This window comes from Shinella sp., assembly GCF_049651085.1.
In the GTDB taxonomy this organism is placed as follows: Bacteria; Pseudomonadota; Alphaproteobacteria; order Rhizobiales; family Rhizobiaceae; genus Shinella.
The window spans coordinates 82,056-106,549 of the sequence record NZ_JBASBL010000032.1 but is presented as its reverse complement, the minus strand read 5'-3'; the positions used below and the strand labels follow the sequence as shown (position 1 = coordinate 106,549).

Here is a 24,494-nt window from a genome sequence, read left to right as displayed (position 1 = left end):
CAAAATGAAAGGCAGAGCGTCTGGCTGTTTCGGAAAAAAGCGCAAATGCCCTGCTGGCTGGCGGGTTAAGGCTGCCGGACTGAAAGGTCAAGAGTTACGGGGCGTCAGAGCGTCGCTGCGCCCTTTTCCTCGATGGTGCGGCCGAGCTTTTCCAGTGCCGTGTCGATCAGGTGAACGTCCTCGTACCAGCCGTCGTCTTCCACCATCGCGCTTTCGGTGGCGGCGCGCTGGAGGGCGCGCGCTTCGGTGCGTAGTTTCTCCAGCCTGGCGATCTTCTCTTTGCGGGAGAGGCCGGCATCGTCGTGAATTGCCTGAAGCTTCAGTTCCATCGTGCTGACTGTCATCGGGAAACTCCTTGTTTTGTCAGCCGGAAAACGCAAACTGGTCCGAATCGTTCCACGGCAACGGGCCGGCGATGGTTAGCGAAACGGTAATGAAACGGGGCTAATGTTCATGCAATCAAAGGTTTCGGCGGCCCGCGGCGGGTCGGCCGGCAAAGCGAGGATTGTGTATTGAGTATCCGTGCATCGACCGCAATGACTGCGGCCGCTCTCCTTCTTGCGCCTGTTTCCGCCCTTGCGGGCGAGGGCGGTCATTTCTGGTCCGGCGACTGGTATTTGAAAGTCGGCGCTGCCGGCTTTGCTGCGCCGCGCTATGAGGGCAGCAAGTCCTACCTGTTCCAGGTCACGCCGATGATTTCGCTCGGCAAGGCCGGCAGCACGGTCCGCTTCTCCTCGCGCAATGACAATCCGGCCTTCGCGCTCATCGACAACGGCGCCTTCCGCGCCGGCGCGACCGGCAAGCTGATCATGCCGCGTGACGAGGACGATTCGGACGACCTCAAGGGCCTGACGGAGATAAAGCTCGGCGGTGAACTCGGCGCCTTTGCGGAAGTCTATCCGACGGACTGGCTGCGCGTGCGCGGCGAAGTGCGCCACGGCATCCGCAGCCATCACGGCGTCGTGGCGGATATCGCGGCGGATGCCTTCGTCGATGTGCGGCCGGACGTGCGCATTTCGGCCGGTCCGCGCCTGACCCTTGCCTCGAAGGACTATATGAAGGCCTATTACGGGGTGAAGCCGAGCCAGGCTGCGGCCTCCGGTCTTGCCGCCTACGATCCGGATGGCGGCATTCATTCGGTGGGTGCGGGCGCGGCGATCACCTGGCAGGTCAACGAGAAGATCGAGACCAGCGCCTTCGCCGAATACAAACGTCTCGTCGGTTCGGCGGCGGATTCGAGCCTCGTCAAGACGCGCGGCGACCGCGACCAGTTCCTGATCGGCGTTTCGGCCACCTACCGCTTCGATTTCACGCTGCCCTGACGCACGCCGCGACGTCGTGCCGGCTTGACCGGCGACAAGCGGCTTGCGATCTAGGTGCATGATCAGTTCACCCTCCGATTCCGGTCGCGTCGCCGACGCGCCCTCCGACAACTGGGTCTACCGCGCCCTGCCGCGCGGTGCCTGGCCCTATGCGCAGCTTGCCCGCTGGGACCGACCGATCGGCTGGCAGCTGCTGATGTGGCCCTGCTTCTGGTCGGCGGCGTTGTCGGCCAATGTCGCGGCGGCGGCCGGCACGTTCGAATGGACGCGCTTCCTCGTCCATCTCTTCCTGTTTTTCCTTGGTTCCGTCGCCATGCGCGGCGCCGGCTGTACCTACAACGACCTCGTGGATCACGATATCGACCAGGCGGTGGCGCGCACCCGCTCGCGTCCGCTGCCGTCGGGCCGCGTCACGCGCCGGCAGGCGAAGATCTTCATGGCACTGCAGGCGCTTGTCGGCCTCGTCGTCCTCCTGCAGTTCAATATCTTCACCATCGGGCTTGGCGTCGCCTCGCTGCTGATCGTCGCGATCTATCCCTTCGCCAAGCGCTTTACCGACTGGCCGCAGTTCTTCCTCGGCATGGCCTTTTCCTGGGGCGCACTGATGGGCTGGGCGGCGGAATTCGGCAATCTCTCCATTGCTGCCGTCGCGCTCTACATTGCCGCGATTGCCTGGACGATCGGCTACGACACGATCTATGCCCATCAGGACAAGGAAGACGATGCGCTGATCGGCGTGCGCTCCACCGCGCGTCTCTTCGGCGAAAAGACACGTCAATGGCTCATCGGTCTTTACGGGCTCGCGGTGCTTCTCATCGCACTTGCCTTCTTCATGGCGGGTGTCGGCATTGTCGCCTGGCTCGGCCTTGCCGCCGCCGCCGCGATGCTCGCCTGGCAGATCAGGACGCTCGATATCGACGATCCGGTGCAGTGCCTGGCGCTGTTCAAGTTCAACCACATCGTCGGTTTTTCCATCTTCCTTGCGCTGGCCGTCGCCATCCCCTTCGCCTGAGCATTTCAGACGCAACACGAAAAAGCCGGCCGCAGGGAACGGCCGGCTTTCTGGAGGTCATGTCTTCATCGCAGGCTCAACGGCGGGCGATGATTTCCCGGCCGTCGATCTTCATCTGGACGCCGAGCTTGCCGGTCGTGCGGCGCACGAGGAAGCGGGGACGGCGGTCGGCAAAATAGGAATGGCGGCGACGCGGCTTGGCGGGGCTGCTGCCGACGCTCAGATGGTCGTCGAGCGGGCGGGCGATGCCGTCGGCTTCCACCATGAGCATGGGGATGCGGTAGGCGTCCGCCCAGCTGCGCCAGTCGGCGGCGATGTCGCAGAGATCGTGCGCCACCAGCAGCGGGATGCAGAGGTCCGGATCGTCGTGGTGCAGTTCCAGCGTCACGGTCACGTTGCCGTTGCCATGGTCGATGGCGCGTGCCGCGACGCCCTTGAAGGCGCGGGCGGGCAGGGCGATGGACAGCGGCAGGCCGCTCGACGGCAGGACCTTGCGCAGGACAGCGCCGCGCTCGTCGAGGGTAATGGTGGCGTCGGTTCCTTCCGCCTTGAGCTCGAATGTCATCTGCTGCGGGAAGCGCTTGGGATCGAGCCGGAGCGTGGTGCCGGCCCATGCCGGCTTGGAAACGGTATTCAGCATGTCTTTCGCCCTTGTTTTCCTTGAGAGCCGGTGTCCGGTCTTCTCATCGGGACTTTTCGTCCTCTGAGGGCGAGAATAGGCGCGCTCCCTTCCCTGCCGCTTAAAAATCGCGGTTAAGAAAACTTTGCAGTTCCTGATGGTTAGCAAAACCGCACGGGCTAGGGTTTAGGAGAGGTGAACGCCACCGGCGACATTCGAACCGTCGCGCCGACAGGCCGGGACAAGCCTCGCGCGCGAAAATGCCGCCGATCGGCCTGCCGATGACTGGAAGGAATGGTTCCCCGATGCTGTCGACCTATACGAGCTACAACCTCATCGCGAAGGACATGTTGACGTCGCTGAACCGGACAGCGACGGAAACGATCAACGCGCGCGAAGCGGCGTATTACAAGGAGACCATCGGCAAGGTCGCCTCGGTCGATGAATTCCTCGACGACTACCAGCTCTATTCCTTCGCCATGAAGGCGCATGGCCTCGAGGAAATGACCTATGCCAAGGCCTTCATGCGCAAGGTGCTGGAAAGCGATCTTGCGGACGCCAACAGCTTCGCCAACAAACTGACGGACCCGCGCTACCGCGATTTCGCCAGCGCCTTCAGCTTTACCGCCTCGACCGCCGTGGCCCAGACCGAGGCGCAGCTCGACGAGGTCATCGGTCTCTATTCCGCCACCGCCACCAATGCCGGCGCGGCGATCAAGGAGGAGACGCGCTATTACAATGCGGTCATCGACACGGTGACGAGCGCCGATCAACTCCTCAACAACGACCGCCTGCGCAGCTACATGTTCACGGCCTACGGGATCAACCCGGCCACCTATTCGCGGCAGGTCGTCCGCGAGGTGCTGAGCAGCGATCTCAGCGATCCGAGCAGCTATTTCAATACGCATTTCGGCGCCAGCGCGGTCGATGCCGCAGCGGCGATCGAGGCGGCGCAGGATGAACTTGCCGGCCTGGAATCCAACGCCGCCAACAAGCCGCGCATTGCGGAGCTCAAGGCGCTGATCACGCAGCAGACCGCCATTATCAACAATGCCGGGAAGTACCATGCGCTTGCGGCGGACTTCAATTTCGCCAGCGACGGAACGGCGACCGCCGGCACGGTGCAGGATGCGGCGCAGAAGGCGAAAACGAACGAGCGCTATACGCTTTCCAATCCGCGTGTGACCTCGGCCGCGGCTTTGCTCAACAAAGAGTATTTCGAAAGCCGCATGGGGAGCATCACCACCGCGCAGGAAATCGTCAACGATCCGCGTCTCGTCTCCTATCTCAAGGTCGCCTTCGGTCTCGACAAGCTTGCCGTCGGCAGCCTGACGATACGCAACATCATCACGAGCGATCCGAACCCGGACAATCCCACCAGCTACGTCAACCTGTTCGGTGGCGCCGACAAGGAGAAGTACGTCGCGCTGCGCGCCGCCTTCAATTTCCAGGAGGACGGCACGCTTTCCGGCGGCGAGCCGGCGCAGACGAGCGCGCAGACCGCCGCCGCCACCCGTGGATACATGATCCACTACAACGACAAGGACGACGAGGCGGACGAACTCGCCATCAAGCGCTTCAAGAGCCAGATCGGTTCGGTGAAGACCGTGCAGGAATTCCTGGGCGAGGCGACCGTCTACAGCTTCGCGTTGAAGGCCTTCGGCATCGATCCGGCAAAGGTCTCTGCCTTCACCATCAAGAATGTGCTGAAGAGTGATCTCAACGATCCCAAGAGCTATGTGTACGGGCTGAAGGACGAGCGCTTCCTCGAATTGGCCAAGGCGTTCAATTTCGGGTCGGACGGCAACATCACGGCGCCGAAGCTGGCGCAGTCGGAAGCCGAAATCCTCGTCATGTCGCGCGCCTATATGACGGAGAAATCCCGCTTCGGAACGGCTGACGAGAAGAAACTCGCCGAGGAGGAGGCGAAATATTACTCTTCCGCGATGCAGAAGATCGACTCCGTCAAGGAATTCCTGACGGATGCGCGTCTTGTCGCCTTCGTGCTGGAGGCAAACGGCATCGACCCGACAAGTGTCGACGCAGCGTTCATGGCGAAGATCTTCACCTCGGATCTCGACGATCCCAAGAGCTTCGTGAACCAGCAGGCGGATCGCTCGTATCGCAAGATCGTCGCCTCCTTCAATTTCAATGGCCAGGGCATGGTCGAGCGGCCGGACGAAGCGAAGATCCAGTCGCGCCGCGGCATCTACGAGACGATCGACAGCCATGTTCGCCAGAAGCTGGAGGAGGAGGCGGGCAACGACAATGCCGGCGTGCGCCTTGCCCTCTATTTTGAGCGCAAGGCCGGAACGATTTCCAACCCCTACGATATCCTCTCCGACGATGCGCTCTTCGAGGTCTTCAAGGTGCTCTACCAGCTGCCGGACGAGATCGGCAGCGCCGACATCGACGCGCAGGCGAAAATGATCGAGCGTCACCTGGAGCTGAAGGACCTGCAGGATCCGGAAAAGGTTTCGAAGATGATCGTGAAGTTCTCGGTACTCTACGATCTCGACAATCAGACGATGACCGATCCCGCCCTTTCGGTTCTGACCGGTGCCGGCTCGGGCGGCGTCAGCGCCGACCTGATGATGTCGCTGGCGCAGCTTCGCACCGGCGGCCGATAGTTTCAGGCGATGACCACCTTGCCGGGATTCATGATGCCGGCGGGGTCGAAGGATCGTTTTACCCGCCGCATCAGGTCCATCTCGATCGGCTCGCGCACGCTGGCCAGTTCGTCGCGCTTCAGCTGGCCGATGCCGTGCTCGGCGGAAATCGAGCCGTGGTATTTCAGCACGATACCGTGCACCAGGTGGTTCATCTCGCGCCAGCGGTCGAGGAATGCCTGCTTGTCCGCGCCGACGGGCTGCGAGATGTTGTAGTGGATGTTGCCGTCGCCCATATGGCCGAAGGAGCAGATGCGCGCGCCGGGAATTGCCGTCATCACCGCGGCGTCCGCCTCTGCCATGAAGTCCGGGACGGCAGAGACCGGCACGGAGACGTCGTGTTTGATCGAGCCACCCTCCGGCTTCTGCGCCGGCGACATGCTTTCGCGCATGTGCCAGAGCGCCTTGCGTTGTTCTTCGCTGGCAGCGATGACCGCGTCTTCGACCAGCCCCGTTTCGATGCCCTCGGCAAGCAGCGCTTCCATCATGCGCGCCGCCGTGTCGGCCGTGTCCGAGGTGGAGATGTCGATCAGCACGTACCAGTCGTGCCGGCTGGCTAGCGGGTCGCGCACGCCCGGTATGTGTCGCGTGGTGAAGTCGACGCCGAGGCGCGGCATCAGCTCGAAACCCGTCAGCGCCGTGCCGCAGCGGCTGGAGGCGCGCTCGAAGAGGGCCAGCGCATCCTTCACGGATTTGAGGCCGGCAAAGGCGACCTCGTGGCCGAGCGGTCGGGGGAAGAGCTTCAGGACCGCGCCGGTGATGACGCCGAGCGTGCCTTCCGCGCCGATGAAGAGATCGCGCAGGTCATAGCCGGTATTGTCCTTCTTCAGGCGGCGCAGACCGTTCCAGATCTCTCCCGTCGGCAGCACGACTTCTAGGCCGAGGCAGAGCTGGCGCATGTTGCCATAGGCGAGCACGGCGGTGCCGCCCGCATTGGTGGAAAGGTTGCCGCCGATCTGGCAGGAGCCCTCCGAGCCGAGTGACAGCGGAAACAGCCGGTCGACGTTCTCGGCGGCCTTCTGGATATCTGCCAGCACGCAGCCGCCATCCGCCACGATCACATTGCCCACCGGGTCGACATCGCGGATGCGGTTGAGGCGGGAAAGAGACAGGACGACGTCCGCTTCCCCCTCGCGCGGCACGCTGCCGCCGACATGGCCGGTATTGCCGCCCTGCGGCACGATGGCGGTGCGGGTCTCGGTGGCAAGCGCCAGAATGTCCGATACTTCCTGCACGGAGCCTGGCCGCAGCACCAGCGGCGAGGTGCCGTGGTAGAGCCCGCGGCTTTCGACGAGATAGGGCGCGATGTCCTTCCCGTCGGCCAGCGCATGGGCCGGTCCGGTGACCGCTGCGAAGCGGTCGATGAGATCGGGCGAAAGCTTTGGCTGGATCACGGTGTCTTCTTCCTCTTCAGCCGCGCGGCGCGGCGGCGCGCTGCAGGCGGTCGTTGATCGCCTCGCCGAGGCCGGTCGCAGGGATCGGCGAGAAGGCGATGGAGCGTGCCCCCGTGGCGTCGGCCTGTTTCATATAGCCGAAGAGATTGGTGGCGGCTTCCGCCAGATCGCCGCTCGGGCTGAGGTCCAGCACGAGCGCCGCGCTGTCCTCGCCGGCAAGCGCCTTGCCGCCGAAGCGGATCAGGACCTCGCCCGGCCGGACGTCGCTGGCGTCGAGCCGCACCGGCGCATCGGGCGCATAGTGCGAGGCCATCATGCCGGGCGCCTCGATCGTCGCGCCGGCCTTGTCGTTGCGCAGGACCGGGCGGCCGATGACCCGCTCGACATCGGCGGCATCGAGCCCGCCGGGCCGGAGCAGCCGGATCGTCTCGCCCTCGACCTTGAGGATGGTGGATTCGAGACCGACGGTCGCCGGTCCGCCGTCTAGCACCAGTTCCAGCTTGTCGCCGAAATCCTCGGCGACGTGGTGCGCGCTGGTGGGGCTGATGCGGCCCGACGTGTTGGCGCTCGGGGCGGCCAGAGGGTGGCCGAAAGTGGAAATCAGCCGGCTGGCGATGCCGCTCGGAACGCGGATGCCGACGGTGTCGAGCCCGGCGCGCACCAGCGGGTGGATCGCGCTTTCCGGGCGGATCGGCAGGATGAGCGTCAGCGGTCCCGGCCAGAAGGCTTCGGCGATCCGGCGCGACAGCGGGTCGAAGACGGCGTGCTTTTCCGCCATGGCAAGATCGGCCATGTGGCAGATCAGCGGATTGAAGCGCGGCCGGCCCTTCATTTCATAGATGCGGGTGATCGCCTGCGGATTGGTGGCGTCGGCAGCAAGGCCGTAGACTGTCTCGGTGGGAATGGCGACCGGTACGCCGCGGCCGAGGGTTTCTGCAGCGCGCGCCAGCGCGGCCTGCGCATCCGTCCGCGTATCCACGATATCAGCCATGTCGTCCTTCCGTCGCTTTCGGCTTCCTTTACAGCGCTTTTCCGGCAAATGCCAAGGGCTGCGCCGGGCAAGCGAACATTGCCTAAAATTTGAACGGCCGGGTTAGAGCAGCCGAAAGCGCCCACTGCTATGAGAGGTTGAACATCCCGCACACAGGTCCGTATTTTGATGGCTCACAAGAAATCCTCTTCGACCGATATTGCCCTGCGCATCGCAACGGCCATGAAGCAGATGGGCATCGATGGCCTGCCGCGCAATTACGAGCTGGTCTACGAGGCCTATGCCGGCGGCAACCCGGACCTCGTGCGCGACTTCATCGCGCTCGGCAAATACAAGACGCAGGCCGCCCTCGACGAGCTTGGCCGCAGATATCTGCCGCACCAGCACGAAGCGAGCGTCCTGCAGCGCTCTGTTGGCGCTGTCAGCAACGAGATGAGCAATTTCATGGACCTGCTCAGTCAGGAACGCTCTTCGCTCAATGACTATGGCCGCCTGATCGGCGAGGCTTCGCAGGTCATCCGCGACGCGGGCGGTGCGCTCGGCAGCTCGCTCGAAGCCCTGCAACGGGCGACGGAGCAGCGGGTCAGCCACACGGCGGAAATGGTGGAGAAGGTTGCCGCGCAATCGGCCACGATGGAGGGCATCCAGAAGGAGATGGCCGAATTCGAGGCGATGAAATTCGTGGATCCGCCGACGAAACTCGGCAACCGCCGCGCCTTCAACAAGGCGCTTGCGCGGGTGTATGCCAATCCCGGCCTGCCGATGTCGTGCGGTGTGGCCGTTGCCGAGATCGATGCGGAGCGCCGCTTCTCGCCCGGTCAGATCGAGGTGCTGTCGGATCACCTCGTGACCTTCTACGGCGGCCTCATCCGTCAGGCATTCCCTTCGAGCGAGCTTGCAGTGCGTTTCGATGGCTTGCGTTTCGGCTTCCTGTTCCGCACGTCGGACGAGAGCGAGGTGACACGGCTCATCGACCTCTTGCGCGCCGCCTTCCAGACGGTGGCCTTGCGCGATCCGCGCACCGGCCGCAATCTTGGCAATCTGACGCTATCGGCCGGTGTGTGTATGTCGGATCGCGCCGATAGTCCGCTCGACCTTGCAGCCGCCTGTGAACGGGCGCTTGCGGAGGCGAAAGGCAGCGGCGGGGACCAGATCGTCGTCTATGGCCGCGGCGACGAAGTGCCGGCCGGAAAGGAATGGATGCTCTACAGGGCGTAAGCGAAGCTCAGAGCGCCCGGATGGCCTTGCGCAGCGCCTCGTTGCGGGCGCCGAGCATCAGCACGTTTTTCATGGCGCGCTTCGGATCGTTCGTGCGGAAGATGACGCCGTTGTCGCGCACCGTGCGATCGATCTTCAGGCGGCCTTCCACTTCCGTCGGCGCGATGGCGACGGCGAAATACATGCGGCCCGGCTTTTTGGAAACATCGGCGAAAAACTGCTCCTCCTCGCCGATATCGGCGAGAAAATTCGCCATGTAGAAGGCCCATTGCACGTTCTCGAATTCCGCAAAGCGCGAATTGGCCACCGTGATGTGGCAGTAGCCAAGATGGGGCGCCCCGGCCAGCGTGCGATGGAAGATCAGCTTGGGGAACTGGATGGACCGGTGGAACCCGTTGATGCGGCCGTGGGTGATGCTGCCCGCCCGCTCCAGCTTGCGGCCGGTGCGTTCGGCGATTTCCTCATAGGCGAGATAGCGTTTTTCCGACGGGCTCCAGCTGCGCTGGCGGTCGATCCGGCCGGTGCGCAGGAATTCCGTATGGGTGGCGTATTTCGGCGGGTTCGCGCGCTTGTAGGCGACGGCGTCGTAATATCGGAAATTCATCTGCTGCACGCCTCGGCACTCCATCCTCGCGCCCGGATCGGAGCAAAGATTATGGAGACGTGGTTAAGCATTCGTTTCTGCGCCATGCCTCATTCCTGCAGGCGGTCTTTTTCGTCGCAATATGACAACAGCCTTCCTGTCGGGCCCGTCGTGGTGAAAGGGGAGGTAGGTGGCCGTCGAAGATGAATTATCTCGTTGATATATAATGTGTTTCTTAATGCTGAGACTGTTATCTCACTGTGGCCGACTGTCGTCAAATCATGACGGCGTGTCGTTTTCCGGCATGCTTCTGGCAAAGTCCTGAGCTTAGATATAGACACTCAAGGTGCCGCTCTCGAAGGTGAGTGGAGAATTGGGAAGCCGGTTTAAATCCGGCGCTGCCCCCGCAACGGTGTTGGAGCAAGGTGCAGCAGAAGCCACTGGGCGAAAAGCCTGGGAAGGCGCTGCACCGGTCCGAAAGGACACTCCTCAGCCCGGAAACCAGCCTTGAGGAACGATCGTGACTGGCTGCGGCGGGCGGCCCGGAAGCGTGCAGTCCGTGCGGTTTGTCGCCCGAGTGCCGTCTCCTTCCGTGCGCCTCATCCAAAAAAAAGCAATTCCGGGAATGTGTGAAGCGGTTTTCCGTCCGGAATTGCGTGGCAAACATGGATATCGAGGATCCGGCATGGACATTCGCAGCGACGTGCTCCGCAAGCTCAAGAACCGGCGCGATGGCTACAGCCTCGAGCAGGCCTTCTACATCGACCCCGATCACTACAAGCTCGACCTTGAGACGATCTGGTATCGCGACTGGCTGTTCATCGGCCATGACTGTGAAATCCCGAAGGCCGGCAACTATTTTACCGTGCAGGTCGGCGACTACCCGGTCGTCATCACCCGCGATCGTTCGGGCACCGTGCGGGCCCTGCACAATTCCTGCCGCCATCGCGGCTCGCGCGTCTGCACGCAGCACAAGGGCTCTTCGGCCAAGCTGGTTTGTCCCTACCACCAGTGGACCTACGAGCTTGACGGCTCTCTGCTCTTTGCCCGCCACATGGCGGAGGATTTCGACAAGAGCCAGCACGGCCTGAAACAGATCAACTGCGAAACCGTCGGCGGCTACATCTTCATCTGCCTGGCGGACGAGGCACCGGATTTCTCCGCGTTTCGCGCCCTGGTCGAACCCTATCTTGCCCGTCATCGGCTCGGCGAAACGAAGGTCGCCTTCGAAAGCACGATCGTAGAGAAGGGCAACTGGAAGCTTGTCTGGGAAAACAACCGCGAGTGCTACCACTGCGCCGCCAATCATCCAGAACTCTGCCGCACCTATCCGGAAGCGCCGAGCGCCACCGGCGTGCAGGGCGCCAAGGACGATCCCGTCATCGCCGCCCACTGGGAAAAGTGCGAGGCTTCGGGCCTGCTGAGCGAGTTCCTGATGTCGCCGACCGGCCAGTTCCGCGCCGCGCGCATGCCGCTCATTCAGGACGCCGAGAGCTACACCATGTCCGGCGCGCGCGCCGTCCAGCGCCCGCTGTCGAATGACGTGCTGGAAAACCATATTGGCACGCTGCTGCTCTTCCACTATCCGACGACGTGGAACCATGTGCTTGCCGACCATGCCGTGACCTTCCGCGTGCTGCCGCTCGGGCCGGAACTGACGCAGGTCACCACAAAATGGCTGGTCAACAAGGATGCGGTCGAGGGCATCGACTACCGCCTCGACGAACTCACCCATGTCTGGACCGAAACCAACGATCAGGATCGCCGGATCGTCGAGGAAAACGCCTTCGGCATCCGCTCGCCCGCCTACCAGCCCGGCCCCTATTCGCCGCAGGACGAGGGCGGCGTCATGCAGTTCGTCGAATGGTACGTGAACTTCATGATGAAGCGGCTCGACGGCGCCAAGCAGCCGCTTTCACGGGTGGCCTAGCATGACAGCCGCCAGCCATTTCCGCCATTTCGACGAACTCCAGCCGTGGAATGATCGCCAGCACCTGCTGGAATGCACAGCCGTCACCGTGGAAACGGCGGATGTGATGACCTTTGCGTTCCGTTCGGATCGCGACAACTGGTTCCGCTACCTGCCGGGCCAGTTCGTCACGCTGGAATTGCCGGTGTCGGACGACGAGCCGGTCATGCGCACCTATACGCTCTCCTCGACGCCGTCGCGGCCCTTCTCCGTCGCCGTGACGGTGAAGGCGCAGGCGACGAGCATCGGCACGCGCTGGATGTTCGATCATTTGCGACCCGGCATGAAGCTGAAGGCTTTTGGCCCGCTCGGCGACTTTTCCTTCGTGCGCCATCCGGGCGAGAAATACCTCTTCATTTCGGCGGGCTCCGGCATCACGCCGATGATGTCGATGACGCGCTGGATGGCGGACTGCGCCCCGCAATCGGACGTCGCCTTCGTTTCCTGCGCCCGCAAGCCGGAGGACCTGCTGTTCAAGGCGGAACTCGAATGTCTCGCTGCTCAGATGCCGAACCTGGCGCTCGGCTTCGTCGTCGAGAGCCACAATCCGCGGGACGGCTGGCATGGGCTGCGCGGCCGGATCGATGCCGCCCGGCTCTCGCTGCTCGCATCGGATTTCCGGGATCGAACCGTCTTCTGTTGCGGTCCGGAGCCCTTCATGCGCGGCGTGCGCGACATGCTGAAGGTCTGCGGCTTCAACATGGAGCGGTATCACGAGGAGAGCTTCCAGCCGGCCGCAGCGCCTGCACCGGAAGAGATTGCCGTTCGTGCCGGCCCGGGCGAGCCGGATGCCGATGCCGTCTCCACCATTACCTTTACCATGGCCGGCAAGGACGCCAAATGCCCGCCCGGCCAGACGATCCTGCAGACGGCGCGAGCGGCGGGCGTGCGCATCGGCGCGGCCTGCGAGGGCGGCCTTTGCGGCACCTGCCGGGTCATGAAGGTATCGGGGGAGGTCGACATGCAGCACAATGGCGGCATTCTCGATGACGAGATCCAGGAAGGCTATATCCTCGCCTGTTGCTCGCGGCCGGTCGGCGATGTCTCGATCGAGGCGTGAGGCAAAAGGAAAGCCCCCGCTACCCGAAAGGGGCGGGGGCTTTCGGTATCAGTCGTTCTTCGCGCGGCGGGCCGGGAAGAGGATGACGTCGCGGATCGACGGGGCGTTGGTCAGCAGCATGATCAGGCGGTCGACGCCGATGCCGAGACCGCCGGCGGGCGGCATGCCCTGGTCGATGGCGTCGAGGAACTCGTCGTCGAGCTGCTTGTCCTTCTCGCCGCGGGCCTGCGCCTGCTCAAGCTGCTCGACCATGCGGGCGCGCTGCTCTTCCGGGTCGTTCAGCTCGGAGAAGGCGTTGCCCAGTTCCCAGGTGTTGCAATAGGTCTCGAAACGCTCCACGAGGCGCGGCTCGCCCGGCACTTCCTTGGCGAAGGGCGAAATGTCCTTCGGGAAATGCGTGACGTGGCTCGGCTGGATCAGCGTGCCCTCGACTTTTTCCTCGAAGATGAAGGCAAGGCATTCGCCCCAGGTCCAGTCCTTCTCGACTGCAAAGCCGGCGGCCTTGGCGGCGGCGCGGGCTTCCTCGTCGGACTTGATGGCGAGGAAGTCGATGCCGGTCGCGTCCTTGACGGCCTCGGGCATCGGTACGCGCTTGAATGGGCCCTTGAAGGAGATTTCCTTGTCGCCATAGGCAAACTCGGTCGAGCCGTGGATCTTTACCGCCAGCTCGCTGAAGAGGCGCTCCACGAGGTCCATGATGTCCTCGTAGTCGGCATAGGCCCAGTAGCACTCCATCATCGTGAATTCGGGATTGTGCCGGGTCGACACGCCCTCATTGCGGAAGTTGCGGTTGATCTCGAACACCTTGTCGGTCAAGCCCGAGACCAGCGTGCGCTTCAGGAACAGTTCCGGCGCGATGCGCAGGTACATGTCGAGCTTCAGCGTGTTGTGGTGCGTCTTGAAGGGCTCTGCCGTTGCGCCGCCATAGACCGAATGCAGCATGGGCGTCTCGACTTCCATGAAGCCGTCGTTTTCCATGAAGCGGCGGATGCCGGAGACGATCTTCGAGCGCTGCTGGAAGCGCAGCTTGGATTCCTCGTTGGTCATGATGTCGAGGTGGCGCTTGCGGTAGCGGATTTCGATATCCGCCACGCCGTGCCACTTCTCGGGCATCGGCAGCAGGGTCTTCGTCAGCATGACGATATCCTGCGCGTTGATCGTCAGTTCCCCGCGCTTGGTGCGGCGCACGACACCGGTCACGCCGATGATGTCGCCGATGTCGATCATCGGCAGCAGCGCGCGGGCCTCTTCCGGCGTGGTGTCCTTGTGGGAGAAGATCTGGATCTTGCCGGAGGCGTCATGGATATCCATGAACATGCCGGAGTTGCGCGAGGAATAGACGCGGCCGGCCACGGTCACGACGTCGCCGCTCTCCGTATCCAGTTCAAGCGTCTCGTATTTCGCAGCCAGCTCCGCATTGGTCATCGTCCGGTGGAAATGCGCCGGATAGACGTCGCCGACCGTCTGACGAAGCTGGTCGAGCTTCTGGCGGCGGACTTCCGTCGGATCGGAGGAAAGGGCGGTTTCTGTCTTGTCGTTCATTGTCTTGTCCTTACTTTCCGCTTCCGGCCATCGAGGCAACGACCTGCGCCGCCACTTTCAGGCGCTGGCGCACCACGGAGCGGCCGAGGATCGCCATCGAATCGAACAACGGCAGCGAGCGCGACGAGCCGGAGACGGCGACGAAGAGCGGGGCCACCACGACCTTCAGCTTCTTGCCGAGCCTGTCGGCGCTGGCGCGCAGTTCCGCCTCGATGCTTTCGACCGTCCATTCCGGCATCTTTTCGAGATCCGGCTGCACCTGGTTCAGCACTTCGAGGATTTCCTCCGGCGTCGATTTTACCTTGGCGAAGGCTTCCGGCGTCAGGCCGAGATCCGACTTCAGGAGGAAGCCGGCGAGGTCCGGCAATTCGCCGAGCTTGGAAATGCGCGACTGCGAGAGCTTCAGGCCCTGGCGGACACGGTCGTTCTCCATGGCCCATTCAAGCACGCGCCGGGTGAACTCTTCCTCGGTGAGCTGCTCTCGCAGCCAGCGGCCGTTCAGCCAGTCGAGCTTCTGGATGTCGAAGATCGCGCCGGCCTTGGAGAGGTTCTCCGGGTCGAACTTTTCAGCGAGCTGTTCCATGGTCAGCAGCTCTTCGCCTTCGGCGATCTGAACGAAGAACAGGCCAAGGAAGTTCATCAGCGCTTCCGGCAGGTAGCCGAGCGCCGAATAGTAGGAGATCGAGGTCGGGTTCTTGCGCTTGGAGAGCTTCGATTTGTCGTGATTGCGCATCAGCGACAGGTGCATGAAGACCGGCGGCTCGAGGCCGAGATATTGATAGATGAGGATGTGCTTGGGCACCGAGGCGAGCCATTCCTCGCCGCGCGCCACATGCGTGATCTTCATCATATGGTCATCGACCACATTCGCCATGTGGTAGGTCGGCATGCCGTCTGCCTTCAGCAGGACCTGCATGTCGACGGCATCCCACGGAATTTCGACCGGGCCGTAGACGCCGTCGACGAACTTGCAGGAGCCCTCGGTCGGGATCTTCATGCGCACGACATGCGGCTCGCCCGCATCGACGCGCTTCGTCACCTCTTCGGCCGACAGATGCAGGCACAGGCCGTCATATTTCGGCGGCTTGCCGGCGGCGCGCTGGGCTTCGCGCATCTGCTCAAGCCGCTCGGGCGTGCAGAAACACTTGAAGCCGTGGCCATTGGCAACGATCTTGTCGACGTAGGGGCGATAGATGTCCTTGCGGTCGGACTGGCGATAGGGGCCATAGGGGCCGCCGATATCCGGGCCTTCCGACCATTCGAGGCCGCACCATTTCAGCGCGTCCAGCACCTTCTGCTCGAATTCCGGCGTCGAGCGCGTGGCGTCCGTATCCTCGATGCGCAGGATGAAGGTGCCGTTGTGCTTCTTCGCGAAGAGGTAGTTGAACAGCGCGATATAGGCAGTGCCGACATGCGGCTCGCCGGTCGGGGATGGTGCGATGCGTACGCGAACGCCGGATGCAGTTCCGGAAGTGCTCATGGTATGGCCCGTCTTGACATGGTTTATGCCCCGCACCGGAGATTTCCGGCGACGGAGGCGTCACATTTGGGAGGGAAAGCCCGATTTTGCGCCGGTTATAAGGCGATAAAAGGCTTTCCGTTGGGCTGGGTGAGACCATATTCAGCCCGGCGCGTCAAGAAAAAGTCCGCTCTTCCTACTGCATCGGCCAGACGATGAGCAAAGTCGGCACGCTGACGATGACGATGAGGAAGGAGAGAGGCAGACCGACACGCGGATAGTCGGCGAACTTGTAGCCGCCGGGGCCCATGACCAGCGTGTTGCACTGGTGGCCGACGGGCGTGAGGAAGTCGCAGCCCGCGCCGATCGCCACTGCCATCAGGAAGGCCTCGGGCTTGTAGCCGAGCGCGCTCGCGAAGCTTGCCGCGATCGGGGCCATGACGAGCACGGTGGCGGCATTGTTGAGGAAGGGTGTCACGGCCATGGCGGTGAGCAGGATGAGGGCGAGCGCGCCGAAGGGCGGCAGATGAATGGCGATATCGCCGAGCCAGCCCGCGATGAGCTCGCTGGCGCCCGTCGTGCGCAGACTGTCGGAAACGGGAATGAGGGCGGCGAGCATGACGAGGATTGGTCCGTCGAGCGCCCCGTAGGCTTCGCGCAGCGGGACGGCGCGAAACAGCACCATGGCGACGGCGGCGGCAAAGAAGCCGGTGGCGACCGGCACGAAGCCGAGCGCGGTCGAGGCCATTGCGGCAATCAGGATCAGCACGGGAATGATCGCCTTGCGCGGCGCGCCAAGCAGGATTTCGCGCTGGGCGAGGGGGAGCAGGCCGAGTTCCGGCAGGAGGGTGGGCAGCGTGCTGTTGTTGCCCTGCACCACGATGACGTCGCCGGGGCGCAGGCGCACCTCGGAGAGCTTCTCCCGCAGGCGCTCTCCCTGCCGGCTGACGGCAAGCAGGTTGATGCCATAGGAATGGAACAGCGCGATGTTGCGCGCCGAGATGTCGATGAGGCGGGAATTGTTGCCGACAACCGCCTCGGTGGCGCTGATCTCGCCCGCTTCACCACGCCCGGCGCGAATCGGCTGGCCGGAAAGCGTCAGGCCTGTGGCGGAAACCACCTTGTCGAGTGCGCCCGCCGTGCCTTCCATCAGGACCGTGTCGCCCGCCATCAGCCGTACGTCGGGTAGCGGCGCGATGTGGACATGGCCGCGGACGATGGCGGTGGCGATCACCTCGCCGTCGCCGTTTCGCAGCACTTCATTGAGCGACTTGCCGACGGTGGGCGAGCCTTCCTCCACCGTCGCGTCGGAAGAATAGGCGGCGGCTTCCAGCGATTCCTCGATGCTGGCGTTCTTGTTCGAGCGTTCCGGCACGATGCGGTTGAAGAACAGCATGAAAAGGATGCCGCAGACCGTCAGCGTGGCGCCGACCGGCGTGAAGTCGAACATGGTGAAGCTCTCGCCGGTGATCTCCTGGCGCAGCCGCGAGACCACGATATTGGGCGAGGTGCCGATCTGGGTCATCAGGCCGCCGAGAAGTGCGGCAAAGGCCATGGGCATCAGGAACTTCGAGGCGGGGGCGCCGGATTTTCGGGCGAACTGGAACGCCAGCGGCATCATGATGGCGAGCGCGCCGATATTCTTGATGAAGGCCGAGAGCACGGCGACCGAAACAAGCAGCAGCGCCAGCTGGCTGCGCTTTGAGGTGAGGTTCGGAAAAAAGCGTTTTACCGCCAGATTGACGATGCCGGACCTGGCGACCGCCGCGCTCACCATCAGCGCACTACCGACGATGATGACGATGTCGTCGGAAAAGCCGGAAAAGGCCTTTTCGAAGGGAACGATGCCGAGTGCGAGCGCAAGCAGGAGTGAACAGCACGCCACGAGATCGTACCGGAACCTTCCCCAGATGAAGGCCGCCATCATCAGGGCAATGACGATGAAGGCGAAGGACTGCTCTAGGGTCATATCGGGGTCCGTGCGGCGGGACGATGCTCGGCATGAATTCCCAGCACGCCCATCCGGTTCCGCCGCAAGCAACGCAACCGTTCAAAGCTTTCGCGGAACAATTCATCCACCGAGAGGTTTGCCAAGGGAAGGCAGGTCGTGTCAACCGGACATGACGGAGATGGAGAATGCGGGGCTTTTTCCGGTTTCCTCCCGCGGCCAACGAAACGGCAGACGAGCTCCCAACCCGTCCGGTCTGTCTTCCATCTGTTCCGAAATGAAAGCGGCGGGATTTTCACCCCGCCGCTTTTGCCTGTCAGTGCCCGCTGGCAGCCCTGCTTTTCTGCCGGGCGCGGCGGGAGAACATGTTCAGCACCTCCACGAGCGCCGAGAACGCCATGGCGGCGTAGACGTAGCCCTTCGGCACATGGAAGCCCATGCCTTCGGCAATCAGCGTCGTGCCGATCATCAGGAGGAAGGCGAGCGCCAGCATGACGATCGTGGGGTTCTTCTCGATGAAGTTGGCAAGCGGCGTTGCAGCCAGCAACATGACCGTGACGGCGACGAGGACGGCGACGACCATGATCGGCAGATGCGGCGTCATGCCGACGGCGGTGATGATGCTGTCGACCGAGAAAACGAGGTCGAGCAGCAGGATCTGGCCGATTGCGGCCGCGAAGGTCGACGACGCGGCGCCGCCGACCATGTCTTCCTTGTGATCGAGCGGGTCAACGTTGTGGTGGATTTCCTTCGTCGCCTTCCAGACGAGGAAGAGGCCGCCGGCGATCAGGATCATGTCCTTCCACGAGAAACCGTGGCCGAAGGCCTCGAAGACCGGAGTGGTAAGCTGGACGATCCAGGCAATGGTGCCGAGCAGGGCAAGACGCATGACGAGCGCCAGGCCGATACCGATACGCCGCGCCCGCTCCCGGTGTTCGGGAGGGAGCTTGTTCGTCAGGATCGATATGAAGATAAGGTTGTCGATACCGAGAACGACTTCCATCACGATAAGCGTGATGAGCGCGATCCAGGCGGCCGGGTCTTGCATGAGCGCAAGAATGCTGTCCATCCGGTCTTCCTCTCCAAAATACGGTTTGAGAATGGACTTCCGTATTTATGCAGAAATTGACCGCTGGCAAGCGGCTCGCCTGTTAGTAAATTGCATTTCACGAATTCGTCATCTGATCGGCGAGTGGAAGCCAGATTTCCACGCGGCCCAGCCCCGTCTCGGGATCGAAGTCCTCGCCGTAGAATTCGAGCACGTCGGGGAAGGCGCCGGCCTGGCGGCCGGCCGCCTTGCCGGGCTCGAAATCGGCGCCGAGGCCGGCGATGATGAAGGCATCGAGCGTTTCGATGCGGGGCGAGGGAAGGTTGCTCTTGTCGATGGTGGACATGCGGATGGGCTCCTGAAGGGTGAGGCCGGAGAGGTCGCGCCTTGCGCGCAGGGCTTCCGGCGTCAGGCCGAACTCCTCGCGGAAGGCGCGGGTGAATGCCTCATGGGAGCCGTAGCCAGCTTCGAGCGCCACCGTCAGGATGTTCTGCGCACCGCCGGCAAGCTGCCGGGCGGCCACCGAGAGACGGCGGGCGCGCAGGTAGCGGTTGAGGTTCTGGCCGGTCATCTCGCTGAAACGCCGGGACAGGTGGTGGCGCGACATGCCGGCCATCGCCGCGATTTCGGAAAGCGCGATGGCGCGGCCGAAATGGCTCTCGATGTACCAGATTGCCTTGGCAACGGGGTGCATGGCGTGGTCGCTCCTCATGGACAGCCATCTTATGGCTCCCTTCGAGGCCCGTCACTTGATCGCCGTTGCGCGTTCGGGGCGATCGCTGCAAAAACGCTAAGGCTTGGCGCCATAGGCCGCAAGGAAGACGCGGATCGCCGAGGTGACGTTCCTTTCGATGGCGGCCTTGGAGGGCACCTCCTCCATCGATCCGAAGATGCGCGGCTTGAAGAGGCCGACCGTGGTCAGTTCGATGAACTGTTTGGCCGCATGGGCCGTGTCGTCGCTGATGACGATCCCGGCCGCCACCTGACGGTCGAGATATTCCTGCAAGACAGAGACAGGGTTGATCGGTGTGGCGGAAAAGAAGCGGCTACAGAGTGTCGGCAGGCGATGGTTGGCGGCGATGACCATGCGCATGGCGCGGATCGTGTGGTCCGCCGTAATATGCGTGGCAAAGAGCATGCCGAATTCCTGCAGCGTCTCGCCGATCGGCTTGTGGCTGTCGAGAGCGTGCCGCACCGTCTCGGTGAGCCGTCGGCGCTCCCGTTCGATCATGTAACCGAACAGGTCTTCCTTGTTTTCGAAATAGACGTAGATCGTGCCCTTCGAGACGCCGGCGGCGCGCGTGATGTCGTTCATGCTGGCGGCTTCGAAGCCCTGCTCCATGAACACCCGCTTGGCCCCGTCGAGGATCTGCTCGCGCTTGGCGGGGTCTTCCCCGGCGGCGCGGCGACCCGTCTGCGGGGCGTCCGGCCTGTCTTCTGTCGTCTGCATCTCCGTTCCCGTTTCCGAAACTTGCATCAATTATTTCGAACCGAGCGGTTCGATTTCTACTTGATATGCGGGAGGAACGGGATTATGTCAAATCGAACCGAACGGTTCAGTTCGAGAATTTATCCCAGAAGTGGTGACAAAGCGCATGTCGACTTCCCATGGCGCCGGCACGGCGAAGGTTCGTCCTGTCGATGACGATTTCCAGGCTGAAACCGCCGAGGCGCAGCCGGTAGCGACCGAAGCGGTCCCTGCTGCCGCCGTCGTGCAGCCCGAACAGAAGAAGGGCGGTCGCCGGCTCATGTTGCCGGTCGTTGGCCTTGCGCTGCTCGTCGTCGGCGGCTGGTACGGCTATCAGTGGTGGACGCATGGCCGCTTCATGATCTCGACGGACGACGCCTATATCGAGGGCGACATCGCCTCGATTTCCCCGAAGGTCTCCGGTTATGTGGAGGCGGTTAACGTCGTCGCCAACCAGGTGGTCAAGGCGGGCGATCCGCTGGTCACGCTCGACAATGGCGACTATCGCCTCGCCAGCGAACAGGCTGAAGCCCAGATCGCCACGCAGAAGCTTGCGCTCGACCGGATCGACGCGCAGATCGACGGCGCCAGGGCAAGCCTTGCCCAGGCCGAAGCCCAGAAGATGGCCTATCAGGCCGCCCTCGGCGGCGCGGAAGTCGCCGAAAAGCGCGCCAAGGAACTCAACACCAAGGCGGTCGGCACCACGGCCTCGCTCGACAGCGCCACCGTGGCGCTCGATCAGGCCAAGGCCAATCTCGTCGGCGCGGATGCCAATATCGTCGCCGCCAGAGCGAGCGTTGCCGTTCTCCAGGCGCAGCGCGCCGAGTCCGAAAGCGGCATCCGCACGCTGGAGCTTGCCCGCGACAAGGCCGAGCGAGACCTCGGCTTCACCGTGCTGAAGGCGCCCTATGACGGTGTTGTCGGCAATGTCTCCGTGCAGGTCGGCGACCTCGTTTCGGCCGGCCAGCGCCTCGCCGCGCTCGTTCCGGTGACGGACCTCTATGTCGAGGCCAATTTCAAGGAAACGCAGATCGCCCATCTGGTGCCCGGCTCGAAGGTGCACCTGCATGTCGACGCCTATGAGAACGACGATATCCTCGGCACGGTCGAGTCCATCGCGCCGGCCTCCGGCTCGGTCTTCTCGCTGCTACCGGCGGAAAACGCCACGGGCAACTTCACCAAGGTCACGCAGCGCGTGCCGGTCCGCATCGCCCTTCCGAGAGAAGCGCTGGATACGGGCAAGCTGCGGGCCGGCCTCAGCGTCGTCGTCGACGTCGACAGCCGCACGGCGCCGACGGATACGGCGGTCGCCGCGAAGGCCGAATAAGCTTCCTCCAGTAAAGGAGCGCGGGCGATGGCCGCGACCGCTCACCCGACAGCCGCCGCCCTTTCGGCCGCGCCCGCGCAATCCGACAAGGTTCCTGTCCGCCGTGTCATCGCGTTCTTCGCGATGGTGTTCGGCATGTTCATGTCGATCCTCGATATCCAGATCGTTTCCGCCTCGCTGTCGGAAATCCAGGCCGGCCTTGGTGCCGGCGCGGACGAGATCGCCTGGGTGCAGACGTCCTACCTGATCGCCGAAGTCATCATGATCCCCCTGTCGGGAACGCTGGCGCGCATCGTTTCGACGCGCGTGCTCTTCGCCTTCTCGGCGGCCGGCTTCACCATGGCGAGTGCGCTGGCGGCAACGGCGACGAACATCGACCAGATGATCGTCTACCGCGCCATCCAGGGCTTCATTGGTGGCGGCATGATCCCCTCGGTCTTCGCGGCCGCCTTCACCATCTTCCCGCCGTCCAAGCGCAGTATCGTCTCGCCGATGATCGGCCTCGTCGCCACGCTCGCGCCGACCATCGGCCCGACGGTCGGCGGGTATCTGAGCCACGCTTTCTCCTGGCACTGGCTGTTCCTCGTCAACATCATTCCCGGCATCATCGTCACGGTTCTCACCTGGAACCTGATCGATTTCGACAAGCCGGAATTCAGCCTGATGAAGCGCTTCGACTGGTGGGGCCTTGCCTCCATGGCGGTCTTCCTCGGTTCGCTTGAATATGTGCTGGAAGAGGGCAATAACAAGGACTGGTTCAACGACGGCCATATCGTCATGGGCACTGTCGCCATTGTGATCGGCGCCGTGGTCTTCTTCTGGCGGGCCTTCAAGGTGCCGTTCCCCGTGGTGGATCTGCGCGCCTTCGCCAACCGGAACTTTGCCTTTGGCTCGATCTTCTCCTTCGTCATGGGCATCGGGCTATACGGCCTCACCTATCTTTACCCGCTCTATCTCGCGCGCATTCGCGGCTACGATTCGCTGATGATCGGCGAGACCATGTTCGTCTCGGGCCTTGCCATGTTCTGCACCGCGCCGATCGCCGGCATGATGTCGTCACGGCTCGATCCGCGTGTCATGATGATGATCGGCTTCGGCGGGTTCGCGCTCGGCACCTGGTCGATGACGCAGATGACGGCGGACTGGGATTTCTACGAGTTGCTGATGCCGCAGATCCTGCGTGGCGTTTCACTGATGATCTGCATGGTGCCGATCAACAACGTGGCGCTCGGCACGCTGCCGCCAGACCGTATCCGCAACGCCTCCGGCCTCTTCAACCTGACGCGCAACCTCGGCGGCGCGGTGGGGCTGGCGGTCATCAACACGCTCATCACCCAGCGTTCGCAGGAACATTACCTGCGCCTGTCCGAGCATGTGCAATGGGGCAATCCGGTGGCTGTCGAGCAGATGCGCAACATGGCGTCCAGTTTCAGCGCCCATGGCCTCGACGGGCCGACCATTGCGGTCAAGCAGATGGTCGGCCTCGTGCAGCAGCAGGCCTATATCCTCTCCTTCATCGACATCTTCCTGTTGCTGACCGTCCTCTTCGCCTCGCTCGTCGTCTGCGCCTTTGCAATCAGCAAGCCGCAATCGGGCGTCGGTGGCGGCGGCGGGCACTGACCCCGCCGGCAAAAGCCTCTTGCCGCGCCATCGGTCCTTCCGCCACAATGGCGCAAGCGATCGATGCCGGGAGGTTCCATGCCCTTCAAGCCTACGCGCCGTGATCTCCTGACCGCAGCCGGTGGGCTCGGCGTGTCGCTCGCCCTGCCGGGCCGTTCCGGCTTCGCGCAGGCGGGCCGGCCGGCAACCGACGCGACCTTTCTCTTTTCCTGCGACGTGCATGCCTGTCTTGTCTCGGCCGACGGCCTCAGTGCCCATTGTGCGGACGAGGGCAAGACCGATGCGGCGCTGCTGCGCCATGTCGCGGCGGTGAATGCCGTCGGCGGGCGTATCTGGCCAGACGAGATTGACGGCAGGCCGTCCGGCCTTGCGAGTGCCGGAACGCAGATCGCCGCACCGCTCGGCCTGGTGCTTGGCGGCGACATGACGGACGACGGCGGCGGGCAGGTGAAGGTGCCGGGCGAGGGGCGCCAGCTCCAGCAATTCTCCAGCCGCTACCAGCAGGGCGCCGGGCCGGACCGCGTGCACTATCCGGTCTATACCGGCCTCGGCAATCACGATCTCGATCAGGACGGCGTGTCGCCGCACCGCGACTGGTATCGGCGGGAACTGCGTGACTATGTCGAACTCAACCACCGCTCGACCGTGTTCTACAAGGCCCCGGTGCCGGTCACGAACTACGATATCGATTCGGACAACTATTCCTGGGACTGGGGCGGCCTGCACCTCATCCAGCTGCAACGCTTCGGCGGCGACGACACGAAGGGCGCGATCAGCGGCCTGCCCTGGCTGAAGGACGATCTTGCGACCTATGCAGCGGACGGAAGGCCGGTCGTGCTTTTCCAGCACTACGGCTGGGACCCGTTCTCGACCGAGCACTGGGATCCTGCGGCCAGGACCTTCGATCCCGGGGGCGCCGGTCCTGCGCACTGGTGGACCGATGCCGCGCGCGCTGGGCTTGTCGCCACGCTGAAGGGTTACAATGTCGTCGGTATCTTCCACGGCCACGAGCACCCGACGCCGATGATCTACAGCCGCGAAGGGTATGACATCTTCAAGCCGGTCGCGGCCTTCATGGGCGGCTTTGCACTGGTGCGCGTCACCGATCGGTTCCTGGATGTCGCGCTCGCCCGCGCCGGTGAAAAGCCGGGCGACATCGCCTTCACTCATGCCTTCGGAAAGCGCCTGCCGGCCTGAGAAAGCGGCCGAAACGCGTCGCCCGGAAATTTCTGATTTACGTACATC

The 24,494-nt window shown here is 63.4% G+C and carries 20 protein-coding genes and 1 riboswitch; of the genes, 9 read left to right on the top strand and 11 right to left on the bottom strand.

Translation table 11 applies throughout. The features are described 5' to 3' along the window. Positions 1–104: 104 nt before the first annotated feature. Positions 105–344, bottom strand: coding sequence for a hypothetical protein (locus WA950_RS21845; protein ID WP_424553845.1), 240 nt, complete (start codon positions 342–344; stop codon positions 105–107). A 192-nt stretch (positions 345–536) separates the two neighbouring features. Between WA950_RS21845 and WA950_RS21840 the strand changes: the two genes are divergently transcribed. Then, positions 537–1,322 (top strand): MipA/OmpV family protein, encoded by a 786-nt coding sequence (locus tag WA950_RS21840; protein ID WP_424553951.1) that lies wholly within the window; start codon positions 537–539, stop codon positions 1,320–1,322. A 58-nt stretch (positions 1,323–1,380) separates the two neighbouring features. Next, positions 1,381–2,334 (top strand): 4-hydroxybenzoate octaprenyltransferase, encoded by a 954-nt coding sequence (gene ubiA / locus WA950_RS21835; protein ID WP_424553844.1) that lies wholly within the window; start codon positions 1,381–1,383, stop codon positions 2,332–2,334. Between the two features lie 76 nt (positions 2,335–2,410). Here the strand turns inward: ubiA and WA950_RS21830 are convergent, their stop codons facing one another. After that, positions 2,411–2,974: a DUF6101 family protein gene (locus tag WA950_RS21830; protein ID WP_424553843.1), complete on the bottom strand. Its 564-nt coding sequence runs from the start codon at positions 2,972–2,974 to the stop codon at positions 2,411–2,413. 284 nt (positions 2,975–3,258) lie between these two features. On the opposite strand from WA950_RS21830, the gene WA950_RS21825 reads away from it, so the two are divergent. After that, positions 3,259–5,583, top strand: a complete 2,325-nt coding sequence (locus tag WA950_RS21825; RefSeq protein ID WP_424553842.1) for a DUF1217 domain-containing protein — start codon at positions 3,259–3,261, stop codon at positions 5,581–5,583. A 2-nt stretch (positions 5,584–5,585) separates the two neighbouring features. Here the strand turns inward: WA950_RS21825 and WA950_RS21820 are convergent, their stop codons facing one another. Both WA950_RS21820 and WA950_RS21815 read right to left on the bottom strand, forming a co-directional pair. Continuing rightward, a complete protein-coding gene (locus WA950_RS21820; RefSeq protein ID WP_424553841.1) occupies positions 5,586–7,016 on the bottom strand; it encodes an FAD-binding oxidoreductase in 1,431 nt (476 codons plus the stop codon). 16 nt (positions 7,017–7,032) lie between these two features. Further along, positions 7,033–8,007, bottom strand: coding sequence for an L-threonylcarbamoyladenylate synthase (locus tag WA950_RS21815; protein ID WP_424553840.1), 975 nt, complete (start codon positions 8,005–8,007; stop codon positions 7,033–7,035). A 168-nt stretch (positions 8,008–8,175) separates the two neighbouring features. Between WA950_RS21815 and WA950_RS21810 the strand changes: the two genes are divergently transcribed. Further along, positions 8,176–9,225, top strand: a complete 1,050-nt coding sequence (locus WA950_RS21810) for a GGDEF domain-containing protein (protein WP_424553839.1) — start codon at positions 8,176–8,178, stop codon at positions 9,223–9,225. 7 nt (positions 9,226–9,232) lie between these two features. Here WA950_RS21810 and WA950_RS21805 read toward each other — a convergent pair whose 3' ends face one another. Then, positions 9,233–9,829: a DUF6656 family protein gene (locus WA950_RS21805; protein ID WP_424553838.1), complete on the bottom strand. Its 597-nt coding sequence runs from the start codon at positions 9,827–9,829 to the stop codon at positions 9,233–9,235. Positions 9,830–10,135: 306 nt separating this feature from the next. Further along, a riboswitch (cobalamin riboswitch) is annotated at positions 10,136–10,332 on the top strand. Positions 10,333–10,493: 161 nt separating this feature from the next. On the opposite strand from WA950_RS21805, the gene WA950_RS21800 reads away from it, so the two are divergent. Next, positions 10,494–11,738, top strand: coding sequence for an aromatic ring-hydroxylating oxygenase subunit alpha (locus tag WA950_RS21800; RefSeq protein WP_424553837.1), 1,245 nt, complete (start codon positions 10,494–10,496; stop codon positions 11,736–11,738). Between the two features lies 1 nt (position 11,739). After that, positions 11,740–12,837: a 2Fe-2S iron-sulfur cluster-binding protein gene (locus tag WA950_RS21795; RefSeq protein WP_424553836.1), complete on the top strand. Its 1,098-nt coding sequence runs from the start codon at positions 11,740–11,742 to the stop codon at positions 12,835–12,837. A 48-nt stretch (positions 12,838–12,885) separates the two neighbouring features. Here WA950_RS21795 and lysS read toward each other — a convergent pair whose 3' ends face one another. The 6 genes from lysS to WA950_RS21765 all read right to left on the bottom strand — a co-directional run bounded on the left by lysS (position 12,886) and on the right by WA950_RS21765 (position 20,311). Then, positions 12,886–14,379, bottom strand: coding sequence for a lysine--tRNA ligase (gene lysS / locus WA950_RS21790; RefSeq protein WP_424553835.1), 1,494 nt, complete (start codon positions 14,377–14,379; stop codon positions 12,886–12,888). A gap of 10 nt (positions 14,380–14,389) precedes the next feature. Further along, entirely contained in the window at positions 14,390–15,859 is a 1,470-nt protein-coding gene (gene gltX / locus WA950_RS21785; RefSeq protein ID WP_424553834.1) for a glutamate--tRNA ligase, read from the bottom strand. 175 nt (positions 15,860–16,034) lie between these two features. Next, the gene (locus tag WA950_RS21780; RefSeq protein WP_424553833.1) at positions 16,035–17,807 is read right to left on the bottom strand and encodes an SLC13 family permease; all 1,773 of its coding nucleotides are present in this window, start codon (positions 17,805–17,807) and stop codon (positions 16,035–16,037) included. 295 nt (positions 17,808–18,102) lie between these two features. Continuing rightward, positions 18,103–18,855 carry a TerC family protein gene (locus WA950_RS21775; RefSeq protein ID WP_424553832.1) on the bottom strand — a complete coding sequence of 251 codons (753 nt, stop codon included), beginning with the start codon at positions 18,853–18,855 and terminating at the stop codon, positions 18,103–18,105. Positions 18,856–18,952: 97 nt separating this feature from the next. Further along, positions 18,953–19,546 (bottom strand): helix-turn-helix transcriptional regulator, encoded by a 594-nt coding sequence (locus WA950_RS21770; RefSeq protein WP_424553831.1) that lies wholly within the window; start codon positions 19,544–19,546, stop codon positions 18,953–18,955. A 78-nt stretch (positions 19,547–19,624) separates the two neighbouring features. After that, positions 19,625–20,311, bottom strand: coding sequence for a TetR/AcrR family transcriptional regulator C-terminal domain-containing protein (locus tag WA950_RS21765; protein WP_424553830.1), 687 nt, complete (start codon positions 20,309–20,311; stop codon positions 19,625–19,627). Between the two features lie 118 nt (positions 20,312–20,429). Here WA950_RS21765 and WA950_RS21760 point away from each other — a divergent pair, with 118 nt between their 5' ends. The 3 genes from WA950_RS21760 (at position 20,430) to WA950_RS21750 (ending at position 24,446) form a co-directional block, all read left to right on the top strand. Continuing rightward, a complete protein-coding gene (locus tag WA950_RS21760) occupies positions 20,430–21,629 on the top strand; it encodes an HlyD family secretion protein (RefSeq protein ID WP_424553829.1) in 1,200 nt (399 codons plus the stop codon). A 27-nt stretch (positions 21,630–21,656) separates the two neighbouring features. Then, positions 21,657–23,249, top strand: a complete 1,593-nt coding sequence (locus WA950_RS21755; protein WP_424553828.1) for a DHA2 family efflux MFS transporter permease subunit — start codon at positions 21,657–21,659, stop codon at positions 23,247–23,249. 108 nt (positions 23,250–23,357) lie between these two features. After that, positions 23,358–24,446: a metallophosphoesterase gene (locus tag WA950_RS21750; RefSeq protein WP_424553950.1), complete on the top strand. Its 1,089-nt coding sequence runs from the start codon at positions 23,358–23,360 to the stop codon at positions 24,444–24,446. Positions 24,447–24,494: the final 48 nt, after the last annotated feature.